The organism is Pedosphaera parvula Ellin514, from assembly GCF_000172555.1.
Lineage (GTDB): Bacteria > Verrucomicrobiota > Verrucomicrobiia > Limisphaerales > Pedosphaeraceae > Pedosphaera.
The window spans coordinates 1-16,140 of record NZ_ABOX02000003.1 but is presented as its reverse complement, the minus strand read 5'-3'; the positions used below and the strand labels follow the sequence as shown (position 1 = coordinate 16,140).

The 16,140-nt window shown below is 51.6% G+C and carries 11 protein-coding genes and 1 pseudogene; 2 read left to right on the top strand and 10 right to left on the bottom strand.

The genetic code is table 11. The annotated features are described in order from the left end of the window. Positions 1 to 12: 12 nt before the first annotated feature. On the top strand, positions 13 to 2,433 hold the full coding sequence (locus CFLAV_RS02485; protein ID WP_150107240.1) for a PSD1 and planctomycete cytochrome C domain-containing protein: 2,421 nt from the start codon (positions 13 to 15) through the stop codon (positions 2,431 to 2,433). A gap of 133 nt (positions 2,434 to 2,566) precedes the next feature. On the opposite strand, the gene CFLAV_RS02480 is transcribed toward CFLAV_RS02485, so the two are convergent. The 6 genes from CFLAV_RS02480 to CFLAV_RS02450 form a co-directional block, all read right to left on the bottom strand. After that, on the bottom strand, positions 2,567 to 2,848 hold the full coding sequence (locus CFLAV_RS02480) for a hypothetical protein (RefSeq protein WP_150107239.1): 282 nt from the start codon (positions 2,846 to 2,848) through the stop codon (positions 2,567 to 2,569). A gap of 146 nt (positions 2,849 to 2,994) precedes the next feature. Continuing rightward, positions 2,995 to 3,303 carry a glycine zipper domain-containing protein gene (locus tag CFLAV_RS02475; protein ID WP_007413021.1) on the bottom strand — a complete coding sequence of 103 codons (309 nt, stop codon included), beginning with the start codon at positions 3,301 to 3,303 and terminating at the stop codon, positions 2,995 to 2,997. 266 nt (positions 3,304 to 3,569) lie between these two features. Beyond that, positions 3,570 to 6,971, bottom strand: coding sequence for a PSD1 and planctomycete cytochrome C domain-containing protein (locus tag CFLAV_RS02465; RefSeq protein ID WP_063816400.1), 3,402 nt, complete (start codon positions 6,969 to 6,971; stop codon positions 3,570 to 3,572). Between the two features lie 35 nt (positions 6,972 to 7,006). After that, positions 7,007 to 8,428 (bottom strand): DUF1501 domain-containing protein, encoded by a 1,422-nt coding sequence (locus tag CFLAV_RS02460; protein ID WP_007413019.1) that lies wholly within the window; start codon positions 8,426 to 8,428, stop codon positions 7,007 to 7,009. Positions 8,429 to 8,599: 171 nt separating this feature from the next. Then, positions 8,600 to 9,283, bottom strand: coding sequence for an FxLYD domain-containing protein (locus CFLAV_RS37800; RefSeq protein WP_007413018.1), 684 nt, complete (start codon positions 9,281 to 9,283; stop codon positions 8,600 to 8,602). A 177-nt stretch (positions 9,284 to 9,460) separates the two neighbouring features. Next, the gene (locus CFLAV_RS02450) at positions 9,461 to 10,144 is read right to left on the bottom strand and encodes a PEP-CTERM sorting domain-containing protein (protein ID WP_007413017.1); all 684 of its coding nucleotides are present in this window, start codon (positions 10,142 to 10,144) and stop codon (positions 9,461 to 9,463) included. Positions 10,145 to 10,228: 84 nt separating this feature from the next. Here CFLAV_RS02450 and CFLAV_RS35380 point away from each other — a divergent pair, with 84 nt between their 5' ends. Continuing rightward, positions 10,229 to 10,366 carry a hypothetical protein gene (locus CFLAV_RS35380; RefSeq protein WP_160164462.1) on the top strand — a complete coding sequence of 46 codons (138 nt, stop codon included), beginning with the start codon at positions 10,229 to 10,231 and terminating at the stop codon, positions 10,364 to 10,366. A 176-nt stretch (positions 10,367 to 10,542) separates the two neighbouring features. Here the strand turns inward: CFLAV_RS35380 and CFLAV_RS02445 are convergent, their stop codons facing one another. The 4 genes and pseudogenes from CFLAV_RS02445 to CFLAV_RS02430 all read right to left on the bottom strand — a co-directional run bounded on the left by CFLAV_RS02445 (position 10,543) and on the right by CFLAV_RS02430 (position 16,087). Continuing rightward, positions 10,543 to 12,117, bottom strand: a complete 1,575-nt coding sequence (locus tag CFLAV_RS02445) for a 2-isopropylmalate synthase (RefSeq protein ID WP_007413016.1) — start codon at positions 12,115 to 12,117, stop codon at positions 10,543 to 10,545. 222 nt (positions 12,118 to 12,339) lie between these two features. Next, the gene (locus CFLAV_RS02440) at positions 12,340 to 13,557 is read right to left on the bottom strand and encodes an aspartate kinase (RefSeq protein WP_007413015.1); all 1,218 of its coding nucleotides are present in this window, start codon (positions 13,555 to 13,557) and stop codon (positions 12,340 to 12,342) included. 18 nt (positions 13,558 to 13,575) lie between these two features. Beyond that, positions 13,576 to 14,636, bottom strand: a pseudogene (gene thrC, locus CFLAV_RS02435) (threonine synthase). A gap of 59 nt (positions 14,637 to 14,695) precedes the next feature. Beyond that, the gene (locus tag CFLAV_RS02430) at positions 14,696 to 16,087 is read right to left on the bottom strand and encodes a homoserine dehydrogenase (protein WP_007413012.1); all 1,392 of its coding nucleotides are present in this window, start codon (positions 16,085 to 16,087) and stop codon (positions 14,696 to 14,698) included. Between the last annotated feature and the right edge of the window lie 53 nt (positions 16,088 to 16,140).

Below are 16,140 nucleotides of genomic sequence, written 5' to 3'. Positions count from 1 at the left end.
ATCTTAAAGTCGATGAAGAAAAGTTTGTTTGCAGTGGTTGTGTTGGGCTGCAGTCTGACTGGCACTTTCCTGCCGGCAGCGGAATCTTCGAAGGCCGATCTCGAATTTTTCGAGAACAAGATTCGCCCGATTTTTGCAAACAACTGTTACAAATGTCACAGCCACGAGAGCACCAAGTTAAAGGGTGGGCTGTCTGTTGAATATCGCGACACCTTATTAAAGGGTGGTGACACAGGTCCGGCCATTGTATCAGGTGATCCCGAGAAGAGCCTTTTAATAAAAGCAGTGCGCTATACTGATCCTGATCTGCAGATGCCACCAAAAGGCGAGAAACTTTCGGACGAGCAGATTGCCGATTTGGTGAACTGGGTAAAAATGGGCGCACCTGACCCACGCGTGCTGACGGCGGTTGCGGCGAAGACCTATGGTGAATCTGATCGCAATCATTGGTCATTCAAAGCAGTGAAGAAATCCACTGTTCCGGAAGTGACCGGGAAGGATTGGGTGAAGACGCCGGTTGATGCATTTATTGCCGCGAAATTGGAGGAGAATGGGATGAAGCCATCGCCGGTGGCGGACAAGCGCACGCTGATTCGGCGGGCGACATTTGACCTGATTGGGTTACCGCCCACGTTGAAGGAAGTGGATACTTTCCTGGCTGATAATTCACCTGATGCATTTGCCAAGGTCGTTGACAGACTGCTCGCCTCGCCGCAATACGGTGAGCGTTGGGGGCGTTACTGGCTGGACGTGGCGCGTTACTCGGACACGAAGGGCGATGTAAAAGTAAACAAGGAGGATTTTCGTTATCCTTATGCGTGGACGTACCGGGATTACGTAATCCGTTCTTTTAACGAGGACAAGCCCTACAACCGATTTGTTCTGGAGCAAATTGCTGCTGACAAAATGGATCTTGGAACCAATCGGAGTTCACTCGCAGCCTTGGGATTCCTGACGTTAGGAGAACGTTTTAACGGTAATATCAACGATATTATCAACGACCGAATCGATGTAGTCACAAAGGGTACGTTGGGCTTGACTGTAACTTGTGCCCGTTGTCATGACCATAAGTTCGACCCCATTCCACAGAAGGATTATTATTCATTGCACGGAATTTTTGCGAGTTCGGTTGAACCTTCTGAGGATCAGCAACCATTGTTAAGCAAAATAAATTTCACGCCCGACTACAATGATTTCGCCAAACAATACAATACACTGAATCAGGAGTTGGCGGGGCTTGAGGCCAGCAAAAAAGGGAAGGGTAAGAAGAATAACAAGGATGTCAAAAAGGAGGAGATTCAACTGAGGCGGGAAATCTCCCAGTTGGAAATGACGCATCCGGGCGCGCCCGTGCGAGCCATGACCCTGGTGGACAAGGCTCGTCCCAGCGATTCGCACGTATTCATTCGTGGTGAGGCCGAAAATCAGGGAGATTTGGTTCCGAGAAGGTTCCTGGAAATTATTGGCGGCCCGAATCGACCCGTTTTCAAGAATGGCAGCGGTCGTCTGGAACTCGCTTTTTCAATCATCACCACCAACAATCCATTGACGGCCCGGGTGCTGGTGAACCGCGTTTGGCTACATCATTTCGGCGAAGGTTTTGTGACAACTCCGGATGATTTCGGAAATCAATCCGCTCCGCCCAGCAACCCTGAGTTGCTGGATTACCTGGCAGTCCGGTTCATGGAGGATGGCTGGTCGATCAAGAAACTTCATCGATTGATCATGCTCTCAAGTGTTTATCAGCAAAGTAGCGATAACAATCCACGTTATGCCATCAAGGATCCCAATAATCACCTTCTATGGCGGGCGAACATTCGCCGACTCGAGTTCGAGGCTGTTCGCGACTCCCTGCTGTACATCGGAGGCAAGCTTGATTTGACCATGGGAGGGCGTCCAGTAAATCTGGGTGCGGCACCTTACTCTGTGCGGCGAACGGTTTATGGCTATGTTGATCGGAGAAATTTGCCTGAAGTTTACAATCAGTTTGACTTTGCCAACCCCGACATTGAAACGGGCAAACGTTACGAGACCATTGTTCCACAGCAGGCGCTCTTCATGATGAACAGTCCGCTCGTGGTGGAACAGGCGCGGAACGTGGTGAACCTTCCAGATTTCCTGAATTTGCGGGACGATGAGAAGCGCATCAAACTGCTTTACAATATTGTTTATCAACGCGACCCGAGCGCCATCGAGATCAAATTGGGCTTGCGGTTCCTCGATGATTCTCCTCCCGCGGAAACACCGGATGTTGCTGCCTTGCGTGAAGATGTGAAGGAACAGCGCAAGCAGAAAGGCGGGGGAGGGAAGAAGAAGACCGGGCCCGCAATGAGTCTGGCGAATATACCACCTTCCCAACTGCGCCCTGTTGGCTCATGGGCCAAATATGCTCATGCTTTATTGCAAGCTAACGAAGCGATGTTCATCAACTGAAATCGGCTTTGCTTTCCCGCAGATGGTTCAGTAGCTGCATTTGCAACAACAACTTTTTGGATCGAGCAGTTGAAAAAGGAAAGCTCCGTTGGATTCCAACGGAGCTTTTATGATTTGAGAAAAGGCAGAACTTTTACTTGGCAGCAGAGTCGGTCTTCTTCTCTTCGCCGTCCTTGTCCTTCTTGTGTTTGCCGATGCCAGCCTTATCGAGCTTGTCCTTGTCTTCCTGGCTCATCTTCGCGCGCTCTTCCTTGTCGAGCTTGCCATCCTTGTTGGTGTCGTACTTGGCGACCATTTCCTTCATGAGCGCTTTCTGCTCATCCGTCATGTGATGCTTTGGCTTCGCGTCTTCAGCATGAACTGCGACGGAGGCTGCACAGAAAAGCCCGAGGGCTAATAAAACGAATTTCTTCATATGATTTAGTTTAATTTGTTCAGACTGCAACTGATGAGACGCAGGGAACCGGACGCAGGTTACATCCTGAAAAACTATGGTATAGCCAGATAAATATGAATGTAAGTAGTTGATTTCCAGTTTGATGTGCGTTTTAAACATGTCACTTATTTTCGGGTTGCAAGTACCCCCACTAACAAACCGAGGCCAAGTGCCAGCCCGACTGCGGAGTAGGGGTAGTCCTGAATGGCGCGGTTGGTCGTTTTGGCACCAGCAACAGCCTTCCCTTGGATGCGAGCGCAGTTCTCCCTTAATCGGTCGACGGCAGCAATGAATTTTTCCTTGGATTTGGCTGCCATTTTTCCCCCTGCAGCGCGAAACAATTCCTCAGTATCTTCCCTTAAAACTCGCAAGTCTTGCAGAAGCTTTGCCGGTGTACCTTCCTCAGGGGTAAGGTTCTTGAAATAGGTTTCCATATTTGATTCCTCAACAGTGGTTTATTCCTCCAACTGCATTCTCCATTATACAACAAAAATGGAAACTTTAAAGCGGCTGGATGAAATTGGCGGACGCCCGGCTTTTACATGCGCTGGGAATAATTAGATTGGGATCGGTGACCTTCTCTCCAGCAAGAGAGGTTGGATGAAAATCCCGGCCTGGAAAACAATAGCTCAAACGCTCGCGATCAATCCCGAGCAAATGCAAGAGGGTGGCATGCAGTCGCCCCAATTTCGATGGCCAATCAATTTATGAAAGTGAGTTCATTGGTTTCCAGCAGAACCTGGGCAAATTTATCCCAGGTGCCTAGATGTTTCGCCTGCATGTCACCGCTAAAATTTTTTGCCGCATTCCACTCCATGACACAGTCCTTGGCCATGGTCGTTGTGGGTTCCATTTTGATGATTGGCGCCCATTTAAAAGCATCATTCCTGGGGTTCTCGCGGCATTCCACTATAAAGTCAATTACATCTCCCCGCTTCACGTTTAAGCGGGGAAGTCTGACAGGCACCTGGCTCTTGAAAGCAACGAAGGTTCCAATCTCGCCCAGGCGACTGGAAACAATTCGGCCCTGTACGCCATCGCCATCCTTGGCGGGGTGATTGAGAATGCCATCAATGGAAATGAATCCATCTCTGGGGCAGGTCCAGCGGCGGATAACGGCAAAAAGTTTGCCGGGCATGCCACCATCTGGTGTGAGGTTCATTCCCTTCAATCTGGCGTCGGCATTTTTGCTGTCAGGTTGCCACGATCTTCCAGCGTAAGTTGTCATCGGAATAAAGAGCTTCGTCCGGTGCATACTTGCATCATATTCACCGTATCCATAGGCCCACGCGGCAGCGGCGTTTGTTTGCCATTCGGTCGTGGCGTCGGAACGCAGGTATTCCATGGCGAGTCTCGTTTCGATTTCTGTTGGTTCGCGCTGATAAATCAGTTCATAAAGAGTTTTGACTCGTGCTTCGGCGCCGGGTTGTGATTTTACATCCACGCGTCGAATTACGTTGCGCGCCTGTTCAATCACCAGAGGACTGTTCATCATGAACAACGCTTGTTGGGGAACAACTGTGGTTTCGCGCTTGCCAGTGGTGAGGTCGGGACTGGCGAAATCGAAGGCTTGAAACATGTTGGGCACGTTTTTTCGATCTACAAAACCATAGATCGTGCGCCGAAGTGAGTATGGCTCCGCATCCAACTTCACGGATTTTCCGCCAATGGTCAGATCAAGATCGCCACCAATGGCGAGGATGGTATCGCGCAAGGACTCGAAATCCAGTCGGCGACGGTTTTGGCGCCAGAGCCATCGGTTGTCCGGATCAATCACATCATAACGCGGGCTGTTATCGCTGCTTTGTTGATACACACTCGAAAGCATGATTAAACGGTGCATTTTTTTGATGGACCATCCCTCTTCCACGAAATACGAAGCCAAATAATCGAGGAGTTCTGGATGGGATGGCGTATCACCGCGGGTGCCGAAATCATCCGGAGTGCGCACCAATCCCTCGCCAAAGTGATGCAGCCAAATGCGATTCACCATTACCCGAGCCGTCAAGGGGTTGTTCCTACTAGCTATGTCTTTCGCCAGTTCCAATCGTCCGCTGCCATCGCGGAAGGGAGGACAATCATCACCGGAAAGAATCGTAAGGAAATGCCTTTGAACTTGTGGACCACGATTGCCCGGATTTCCTTTGATAAAAACGACGGAGTCCTTTGGTTTTTCTGTATCCTCCAGGACGGAAGCACGGGCAGGGGAGCCTGGATGAGAAACGAGCAGTTCGGTTACGGCTTTTTCCAGTTCATCCCGTTTGTTTCGAAGTTTGTTTTCCCGGTTGATGAATGCATTCAAACGTTGATCATCGAGCAGCATGGGGGAGCCGTTGGCATACATGAGCTGGCGCACTTGTTCCTGATCTGTGTCGGATAACCCCTTGGGTTCGGGTGCAGGTGTGGTAGAATTTTTTTTCCTGGCCTCATAGCCGCTCATCACTTCCTGCCAGCGTTCTTCAATATCGTTGAAGACGGAATTGTAACGGGCCGCAACCTGTCCGAGTGAGGTCGGAGCGCTTGAGAACATGCGGGAAATCAAAGGATTGATCGGTTTGCCCTTTTCCTTATTCGTATAAAACATTGCTGAAAGGTCCTTCGCTTTGGATGCGAATTCGTCCGGTTGCAACTGCGCGAAGGCAATCCACGGAGCGAAGATTGGGTTGTGCCTCTTTTCCCAGTTCTTGAGACTATTTTCCCAGGCCGCCCCGAGTTGGGCGTTTAGCCCACGTTTTTCGAGAAAGGCAGCGCGCGAAATATCATTGGTCTTGCGTTTATATTCGTTGAGAGCCAGCAGATACGACCCTGATTTTCCAATCATTTCGGCTTTAAGCTTTTTGCCCATTTCATCACGGAATTCCTGAGCTGCAGCTTTGCGCGCGGTGTATTCGGTTTGAAATGCCTGATAGGCAGCACTGTTCCTGGGCTTTTCAATTAGTGGTTCCTCCTTCGGCTCGGTTGAACTGTTAAACACACCATGCAGCGCGTAATAATCCTTTGTCGGAATTGGGTCGAATTTATGATCGTGACAGCGGGCGCAGGTGACTGTTAGAGCCATCGTGCTTTTGCCAATGATGTCGATGCGATCGTCGATGATATCATTAATCTGGTTATTAAAGCGATTGCCAGAGGTAAGAAAACCCATGGCTGCGAGGGCATGTTTGTCCTCGCCAAGATCCAACTTGTCAGCGGCGATTTGTTGAATCAGGAATTGATCATAAGGAAGGTCTTCGTTGAATGCCCGGATCACGTAGTCACGATAGGTGTAAGCGTAAGGATAGCGTTCATCACGGTTATTGCCTTGAGTTCCACGGGTGTCGGAGAAATGAGCCAGATCAAGCCAATAACGCCCCCAACGTTCACCATAGTGGGGCGAGGCGAGCAGGCGGTCGACAACCTTGGCGAAAGCATCCGAAGAATCGTCCGCAAGAAATTCATCTACTTCCTTCGGAGTGGGGGGAAGCCCTATGAGATCAAACGTAGCCCGGCGCAGCAGCGTAACTTTATCCGCTTTCTGTGATGGACTAAGATTTTTGGTTGAGAGAGTTGCCAGCACGAACTTGTCGATAGGGGTTTGAGCCCAGTTCTGGGAGTCCTGCGCGTCAGGAATCGAAGGTTTCCTGACAGGTTGAAAGGACCAATGTTGTTTGGCCTTATCAAAGTCAACCTTGTAACTGTGTTGACTCGTCTCGACCGTCGTGCGTGGGTCCGGAGCGCCCATTTTCACCCAGGTTTCCAGATCTTGAATTTGATTGGCTGCCAATTGCTGGTCGCTGGGCGGCATCTGCAAGTCTTTATCTTTATAGCGAACTGCCTTAATAAGCAGACTTTTCTCAAGGTCTCCGGCTACAATGGCAGGACCGGTATCGCCGCCCTTGAGCAAGCCATCACGCGTATCTAATAGCAGTCCCCCCTTTACCTTTTCACTGTCGTGGCTGTGACATTTATAACAGTTGTCGGTCAGAATTGGGCGGATTTTTTTTTCGAAAAACTCAGTTTGCTCAGCAGTGAGTTTTTGCTCGGCAGCCTGCAGGTGCGACAAGGTAGAGAGACTCAAGGCAAGTAGCGCTGAGCCCAGCCAGGAGAACTGGGTATTTTTCAAGGAGATAGGCCGGTTGAACAGATTGCCAAACACAACTAGGCTATTATTTCTTTTACGACATTTCCGAAAACGTCCGTCAGGCGGAAGTCGCGTCCATTGTAGCGATAAGTGAGCTTCTCGTGATCGAAGCCAAGTAACTTAAGCATGGTGGCGTGCAAGTCATGAATATGGACCTTGTTCTCGACTGCTCGCGCGCCAAATTCATCAGTAGCACCATAAGTCATTCCTCCTTTAACACCTCCCCCCGCCATCCAGATGCTGAAGGCTTTGTTGTTATGGGTGCGGCCTGGAGTGCCTCCGGCAATGTTGCCATCGGCGGTAGGTGAACGTCCGAATTCTCCACCCCAGACAACCAGGGTATCTTTCAGCATTCCGCGTTGCTTCAAATCTGTAAGTAGTGCAGCCAGCGGCTTGTCACATTCTTCGGCCTTCTTCGCTAGGTTGGTTTCCAAGTTGGTGTGATGATCCCAGCCGCCATGCCAGACCTGCACGAAACGCACCCCTTTTTCCAATAACCGGCGTGCTATCAGCATCTGTCTGCCGGTCTGCGTATTATCGCCGTACATGGCGCGTACATCAGCGGGTTCTTTGCTGATATCGAAGGCGTCGGATGCTTCCATTTGCATCTGGTAAGCCAGTTCATATGCCTGCAAGCGAGCTTCCAGCTGCGCATCCTTTTTCAAATTCTGGCTGTGCACCTCGTTGAGTTGATGCAGCAGGTCGAGTTGCTTTCGCTGTTCGGGCAGGGAGGTGTACTTATTCTTGATATTCTCAATCAGCTTGTCGATGGATGTGTATTGAGTGTTCACCGACGTGCCCTGATAAGCACCTGGAAGGAAGGCAGAGCGTAGATTTTGAGCAGAAACTCCGCCGGGAGAAAGTGCGATAAAGGCGGGTAGATTCTGATTCTCGCTTCCCAGCCCATAGGTTACCCACGAACCGACACTCGGTTTAGGCAACCGCACTGAACCTGTATTCATCATCAGGCTGGCGGCAATGTGATCGGGAATGTCCGTATACATCGAGCGGACGATGCACATGTCATCGACATGTTGGCCAAGCAAGGGAAAGACCTCACTTACCTCGGTTCCACTTTGGCCCATCTTCTTGAATTTGAAAGGGGAGGCAAACACCGTGCCGTTCTTGTCATCAGGCATTGGCTTTTCATCCAGCTTCTGCAAAGCGGGTTTGGGATCCCAGGTATCAAGATGAGACGGCGCACCTGAGGCGAAGATGTGAATGACACGCTTCGCTTTGGGAGGAAATGGCGGGCTTTTTGGCGAGTAAGGTGAAAAGGAATCTGCAATCGCGTCAGGTGGAGACAGTATACCCATTCCTACAAGGCTGGTTAGGCTGAGAGCTCCAAAGCCCATTCCAAGTCGATTCAAAAACTGGCGCCGGGTGAAAATTGAGTCTTGAGGCCGATGTTCGTGATCCTGGCAAGTTTGTTCGATCATAACGGTATAGCGTTTTAGACTGTCATAGCCGTGGCATCATTCAATGGATTGCTATCATGAACCATGCCATATCTATATTGAGAGACAAGGCTATTACCGCCAAGGTTACAAAGGTTACACTCGGTCAGGTAAGTAGAAGAAAAACTTAAGTATCCAAGGCTGGCCGCTCCGTTATTGATTTTCCTTAATACTGACCACTTTTACTGTAACTGCGTTAGTATCATTTACCTGTGCTACGAATCGCCAACTCTCATGGGAACCCAGTTCCTTGACCACGTCGTTAAGACTCCCCACTTTCGTGCCTTGGGCATCGAGGAGGTCTAAATCAACTCTGATTCCAAAATGTACATTCAGAGATGCGTTCTCAACAGTCCCGACAGCTGTCCTGAAATCGCTGCCTCTTTTTTGCTCGATATAGAAGTTACCAATCTTAAGGTCGTTGATGGATTTAGGCAGTCGGACCTCCGGTTGCAGTAAAGGTCCGGCAGGTGGGGGCGGGGGAGTGTTGCGCTTTTGCCAAACTGTCCGGGCGACAGCGCCAAGGATGCAAAGTCCAAAAACCACGATTATCAGGAATATTACATTCTTAATGCGCCGTTGCTTACGACGCTCACTGCATTCAGGGCACTTATTGGTTTCGGGATCAATTTCCGCGTAGCATATGCGGCATTTTTTAAGAGCCTTCGGAGGTAGCGGGCGAGGTTCAAGAACCTTCAACTCTTTCGGCGTCCCGGGAAGTCGGCTTTCTTGATTGCAACGAGGGCACCTAATGATTTGTCCGGCCTCATTAGGTGTGTACTGAATCGTCTGGCCACAGTTTTCACAGGCGCACTTCTGATATCGTGTTTCTTCCATTTTGAACTGGGTTCACCCCTTTATATTCTACGTGTTCTTAAATGCGGTCATCGAAAGAAAAACATATTTTGTGGGGCCTGACAAGCGTGTTTGGAAGGACTGCGAAGGTTCGACACTGCGACAAGTTAAGATGAAATTGCATTGTTGCCGGTGGAAAATGCAAACGCCTTTGAGGGTTTAACTCTTCCGCCGCCACCTGCGCCCCAGCGCCAGTCCCCCCAATCCCAGGCCCAGCAGCGCATAGGTGGAGGGTTCGGGCACGGCCGTCATGGTCAGGCTCCAGCTGACCAGGGTGCCTTGGTCCCCAAAATCCACATCGGCCAGGAACAACGTCCAGTCCCCGCTGGGATCGCCATCCACAAAGGAACTCAGGAAAGCGCTGCGCGGATCGGTGTCCAATACCAGGCTGGGATCAAAATTGCGCCCGTCCGGCGCCCACGTGCCGGTCAGGACGCCCCCGGCGGGGTTCTGAAAATCCTGGTAGTTGTGAAGGTCATGGGCCGCCCCATCACTCAGGGTGATGTTCAAGCCGCGGTCGGCGTAACCAAAGCTGTTGACGCTGGTTTTGCCCGCCCGGTTGAGCAGCACGGCAAAGCCCCCGTTGTGGACCAGGTAGGCGTAGTAGTCGCCATTGTAACCGCCGGAGACATTCAGGGAAACCTGCAGGTCGGTGAGTTTAAAGAGGTTTTGCCCGGTCAAATCCAGGTGCCGGGTGTCACTCAGCCCGCTGGCTGAACCATCGGGAATGCTCTTGTTGACGGTGAAGGTGTTGGTAACCGTCGTGGAGGTCTGCCCAGAGGCACCCCGTGTGGTGATCATGGCCACAGCGCAAACGAGCCCCGTCCTGGTCAATTGATTCATGGTTAATACCTATCGTGAATTGAGTTGCAGAATACTAACAACGGGCTGACTTCCTTGGCAACCCATTTCATTACTTTCGTAGTTATGCATATATTTACCCCACAGTCGCCTTTAACAATCATCAGCCCCTTCATCCAGGCCAGCGACATGTCGAGTTTTTATTATGACAGTGCGGGAGATAACGCGACGAATAAATTTTACCGCGTTCAGGTATTGCCATAAGTATCGGGAACTCGGGTTATATATTTGTTCCGGTCACAGACTTCCTCAGCAGCAATGTTGTGATGCGCTTTCCAGGAACGAACACTTTTCGAGTGAAACTAAAGACCTCTTGTAAGGGCAGGGGAAAGCTCTAAATTCCAGCGGGATCGAAGAGCGATCCCGCTGACGACTTGCCTTCAAGGCTGCGAAGACCTTTGGCCTTTGGATCCTTCACTCAGAAAGCGATTCACCGCGTTCAGATAAGCTCGCGCGCTGGCTTCGATAACGTCTGTGCTGGCACCTTTGCCGGTAACAAGTTCTCCACCATCGAAGTTCACTTTGACAGTTACTTCCCCGAGCGCATCCTTGCCTTGCGACACTGCCCGAAGTGAATAGTCCATCAAGCGTCCGCGAGTTTTGGCGAGTCGATCGATGGCCTTTAAGGTTGCGTCCACCGGACCATCACCAATGCCCGCGTCCTGAAGAACCTCTGGTTCACCTTTATCTTTTTTGCTGACCCTTTTCAACCGCACGGTGGCGGTGGGAACAGTTTGGCTTCCGCTGGTTACGTTGAGATATTCCAAGGACCAGGTTTCAGGCACTTCTGTAATCTGACCTTCGACGAGGGCGGCCAAATCGTCGTCGTAAACAAACTTTTTCTTATCTCCAATTTCCTTAAACCGGGCGAAAATCGCCTGCACATCCGCTTCATTCATTTTGAAACCAAGATGCTTCAAGCGGGAGGCAACGGCTGCGCGTCCACTGTGTTTGGTCAATGGCAATTCGGTTCCGCCCCAACCGACCTCCTTGGGATCCATGATTTCGTAAGTCTCGCGTTTCTTCAAAATGCCGTCCTGATGAATGCCGCTCGAGTGAGCGAAGGCATTTTCTCCAACGATGGCCTTGCTGCGTTGCACGACCAAACCGCTCATGCGTGAAACCAGGCGGGAACTCTTCAAGATTTCACGCGTATTCACGCCACAGGTGACTCCGCCGAAGAAATCGCTGCGTGTTTTGATGGCCATGGAAATTTCCTCGAGCGCAGCGTTGCCGGCACGCTCCCCGATGCCATTGAGCGTGCATTCGACCTGACGCGCACCGGCACGCACCGCAGCGAGTGAGTTGGCAACCGCCAAGCCCAAATCATTGTGGCAATGAACGCTGATTATAGCCTTGCCACTCCGGAACTCCGGCACTTCATCATGCAAACGCTGGATCAAGGCGCCGTATTGTTCCGGCACAGCCCAGCCAACGGTATCAGGAATATTAACTGTGGTTGCACCGGCAGCGACTACTGCCTTGCAAACCTGGACGAGAAATTCAGGTTCCGTGCGCGAACCGTCTTCGGGCGAAAACTCCACATCCTGTACGTAAGACTTGGCACGCTTCACGCCCTCCACTGCGAGACGAATGATTTCATCCTGCGCTTTGCCGAGCTTGAATTCGCGATGAATCTTGGAAGTCGCCAAAAAGACATGGATACGTCCCTTCTTGCCGGCGGGCTTCAATGCGGCACCTGCGGCATCAATATCCTTCGTAACGCAACGAGCCAAACCGCAAATGACGGGCCCTTTGATTTCCTTCGCGATGGTATGAACGGCTTCGAAGTCGCCGTCGCTGATAACTGGAAAACCAGCCTCGATCACGTCCACCTTCAGACGAGCGAGTTGGCGGGCCACTTCCAATTTTTCGCGTAAATTCATTGAGGCGCCGGGGCATTGCTCGCCATCGCGGAGCGTCGTGTCGAAGATGATAATCCGTTTATCTTTCATATGCTTTTTCAGTTTTTCCAGATTTGCAAAGTTTCAGCAGATGGGGTTGCAAATATGGAAACAAAAAACCCCACCGCCGTTTTGGCAGTGGGGTCTCGAAATTCTCGTGAACAGACTAAAACCCAACCGCCACGCTGCTCAGCAGCAGCGCATTTGTTAGCAGCAGTTGGTTGTTCAAATTGCAATTCACAAGGTTACTATTAGCTCTTCCGCCGGTTGGGGTCAACCAATAAACGCAGTATGCAGCGCCCGGGTGGCCTGTTCACCCTTGGCCAGATCAATGACCACGGAAATTTTGATTTCGCTGGTGGAGATCATGTCGATGTTCACTCCCTCCTTCGCGAGGGTCTCAAACATCTTCGCCGCCACCCCCGAATGACTACGCATGCCCACTCCAACAATGGAAAGCTTGCCGATCTTTTCATCAGCAATTGCTTCCCGAAAACCGACTGACATTTTCAATCCATCGATCACTTTGCGTGCCTTGAGCAGGTCGGGCTTATCAATCGTGAAGGAGAGGTCCGTCGCCGGAGTGCCCGAGCCATGGCTGATGTTCTGCACGATCATATCCACATTGATCGCTGCTTCGCCAATGGCTTTGAAAATGTGTGCGGCAACTCCCGGTTTGTCCGGCACCGCAACCAAGGTCACCTTGGCCTGGTTTTTATCAAGTGCGACGCCGCGAATGACGACGTCTTCCATATTCTTCGTTTCTTCTTTCACAATGGTTCCTGGATTCTCGTTCAGGCTGGAACGAACTTCAAACACGACGCCAAATTTCTTTGCAAATTCAACCGAACGCGACTGCATCACCTTCGCCCCGAGGCTGGCCAGTTCGAGCATTTCGTCATAGGAAATCTCCTCCAGTTTTTTGGCGTTCGGCACGATGCGCGGATCAGCAGTATAAACGCCATCCACATCCGTATAAATCTGACACAAATCCGCTTTGAGCGCGGCTGCAAGAGCAATGGCAGTCAAATCTGATCCGCCACGTCCAAGCGTTGTGATGTGGCCTTCCTGAGTTTGCCCTTGAAAGCCCGCCACAATCACGACCTTGCCTTCATCCAAAAGTGTATGGACCTGCTTCGGTGTAATGTTCTGAATCTTCGCCTTGGTGTGAACTCCATCCGTCACAATCCCGGCCTGTGCACCTGTGAGCGAAACCGCTGGCAAGCCCAGCGCATGCAAGGCCATTGCTGTCAGCGCGATGGTGGTTTGTTCACCAGTCGCCAGCAGCATGTCCATCTCCCGTTCGGTGGGGAGTGGCATGATTTCGTTGGCCAGCTTGATCAAATTGTCAGTGACTCCGCTCATCGCAGAAACCACCACGACCACCTGGTCACCTTTGGCGCGATAACCGGCAACACGCCTCGCAACGTTCTTGATGCGCTCCGGATTTCCCACCGAAGTGCCACCGTATTTTTGGACAATTAGAGCCATGTTAAATCTTCGAAATTGTTAGAGGCCGATGACTTTCATCACTGCTTCTTTTTTCGCTTCCACCACGAACGGTTCAAAGCCCGCCGTCTTGATTGCGCAGTCAGGATCTTTCAAGCCATGCCCGGTCATCGTCGCGGTGACGACACTACCTGATGGAATCTGCCCGGCCTTCACCTGCTTGATCAAGCCAGCGAGCGAAGCGGCTGATGCCGGTTCAACAAAAACTCCATCGGTGCGCGCAATTAATTTATAAGCGCTTAAAATTTCCTCGTCAGTCACCTTGCCAATGTGGCCGCCCGATTCCTTCATCGCATTCGTCGCGCCTTGCCAACTGGCAGGGTTGCCAATGCGAATCGCCGTCGCCACGGTGTTCGGCTTTTCCACTGGGGCGCCATCCACTATCGGCGCGGCCCCGGCAGCCTGGTAACCACACAGCTTCGGCAGCCGGTCACTTGTGCCTGCAGCATGATACTCCTTGTAGCCTTTCCAATACGCTGTGATGTTCCCGGCATTGCCCACTGGCAGAAAATGAAAATCTGGCGCGCGCCCCAACTGATCACAGATTTCAAAGGCCGCCGTCTTTTGACCTTCAATGCGAACCGGATTGATGCTGTTCACCACTTCCACTTTTCCAGTTTCGCCCAGCTCGCGCACTATCCTCAACGCTTCATCGAAATTCCCCTGCACTTGAAACCGTAATTGCGCCATACATCAACGCCTGTGCCAGCTTGCCCAAGGCAATGTTCCCGTGTGGCAACAACAGCACGCACTTCATTTTAGCGCGCGCCGCATAAGCCGCCGCCGGGGCGGAAGTATTTCCCGTGCTCGCGCAAATCACCACTTGCGCCCTTCCGCTCCGCCGCCTTCGAAACCGCCATCGTCATCCCGCGATCCTTGAACGAACAGGTCGGGTTCAATCCCTCGTACTTCAAATACAATTCAAACTCGCCGCCGATTGCCTTCACGAAATTATCCACGCGAATCAACGGCGTGTTGCCCTCGTTGAGCGAAATAATCGGCGTCGTAGCGGAGACAGGGAGGTGTTTGGCATAACGGTGGATCACTCCGTGCCATGCCATCGGACCGCTTTTCAATGCTGCTTGCGAATTCATTTTAAATTTTAACGCTGCCTCGGCATTTACTCAAAACTCTCCACGCGAATCATCACCGGAGGTGCCTTTACCGCGCTTAACTTTGCAATCTTGCCCAAAGCCTTTGTCACATTGGAGTTGGTCGCATCATGAATCATCAGAATCAACGGCACGCTGCTGCCCTCGTGACCTTCCGGTTGGATAACCGACGAAATCCCAATGTTCGCTTCGCCCAAAATGGCCGTGATTCTTGCCAAAGTCCCTGGCTTGTCAATCACGCTTAACCGCACGTAGTAGCGCGAAACCACTTCGCTGATTGGCAACACCGCGCCATCCTGCTCATGCGGCGTGAACGGCAAAATCCGGCTCTTTGTCCCGCATTTCAAATCCAGCGCCGCATCCGCAAAATCACTCAACGCCGCGCTCGCCGTCGCATCCTGACCCGCGCCGCGACCGTAATAAAGCGTGTCACCCACCACATCACCGCGCACCAGGATCGCGTTGAAAACCCCATTCACACTCGCCAACACATGCGAATTCGGCAGCAACGCCGGATACACGCTCACCTGGATCTTTGCAGATTTGCCTTTGCCGCTTTCAAATTTCTTCACGATCCCCAGCAGCTTGATCGTATACCCAAGCTGTCCGGCAAACTGAATATCCAGCTTCGAAATCGCCGTGATTCCTGCCACATAAATATCCTTCGGCTTCACCCAAAATCCGTGCGCCAACGATGCCAAAATCCCCGTCTTATGCGCCGCATCATGGCCATCGATGTCCAACGAAGGCTCCGCTTCCGCATAACCCAAACGTTGCGCATCCGCCAATACTTCTCCAAAATCCGCACCTTCCAACTTCATCCGGCTCAGGATGTAATTGCACGTGCCGTTCACGATTCCATAAATCCGCGTAATCCGATTCCCAATCAACCCCTCGCGCAACACCTTGATGATCGGAATCCCGCCCGCCACGCTCGCCTCATAATAAAGATTCGTCCCATATTTCGCCGCCGCCGCAAACAATTCCTCGCCATGCGCCGAGAGTAACGCCTTGTTCGCCGTGATGACCGACTTGCCCTTCTTGAAGGCATTCAACACCACCGTCCGCGCCGTCGTGGTGCCGCCGATGAATTCCCCGATCAAATGAATGCTCGGATCATCAATCACACTCTGCCAATCCGTCGTCAGCAGGGCGGGGGGGATGTTCACTGCGCGACCCTTCTTCAAATCCCGCACCGCCACCTTGGCTACGCGCAACTGCACGCCCAGCCGCGACGCCATCAAAGCCCCATTCACCTGGAGCCCTTTGTATACGCCGCCGCCGACCGTTCCGCCGCCAATGATGCCGATATTCACCTGCTGCATAAGGACGGCGAGATTGCCTTGAAACCCGTTACCCGACAATCCCTTTTTGATTGATTTTGCTTGGCGGTTCTCCATGGCTAAAAAATAAAAAATGTTCCCGTTAACTCACGATAGCTCCCGTTAACTCC

Coding starts and splice junctions, on each gene's coding strand:
- CFLAV_RS02480 (WP_150107239.1), bottom strand. CDS start 2,848: ATGAAGAAATTCGTTTTATTAGCCCTCGGGCTTTTCTGTGCAGCCTCC.
- CFLAV_RS37800 (WP_007413018.1), bottom strand. CDS start 9,283: ATGGAAGAAACACGATATCAGAAGTGCGCCTGTGAAAACTGTGGCCAG.
- CFLAV_RS02485 (WP_150107240.1), top strand. CDS start 13: ATGAAGAAAAGTTTGTTTGCAGTGGTTGTGTTGGGCTGCAGTCTGACT.
- CFLAV_RS02475 (WP_007413021.1), bottom strand. CDS start 3,303: ATGGAAACCTATTTCAAGAACCTTACCCCTGAGGAAGGTACACCGGCA.
- CFLAV_RS02460 (WP_007413019.1), bottom strand. CDS start 8,428: ATGATCGAACAAACTTGCCAGGATCACGAACATCGGCCTCAAGACTCA.
- CFLAV_RS02430 (WP_007413012.1), bottom strand. CDS start 16,087: ATGGAGAACCGCCAAGCAAAATCAATCAAAAAGGGATTGTCGGGTAAC.
- CFLAV_RS02450 (WP_007413017.1), bottom strand. CDS start 10,144: ATGAATCAATTGACCAGGACGGGGCTCGTTTGCGCTGTGGCCATGATC.
- CFLAV_RS02445 (WP_007413016.1), bottom strand. CDS start 12,117: ATGAAAGATAAACGGATTATCATCTTCGACACGACGCTCCGCGATGGC.
- CFLAV_RS35380 (WP_160164462.1), top strand. CDS start 10,229: ATGCATATATTTACCCCACAGTCGCCTTTAACAATCATCAGCCCCTTC.
- CFLAV_RS02440 (WP_007413015.1), bottom strand. CDS start 13,557: ATGGCTCTAATTGTCCAAAAATACGGTGGCACTTCGGTGGGAAATCCG.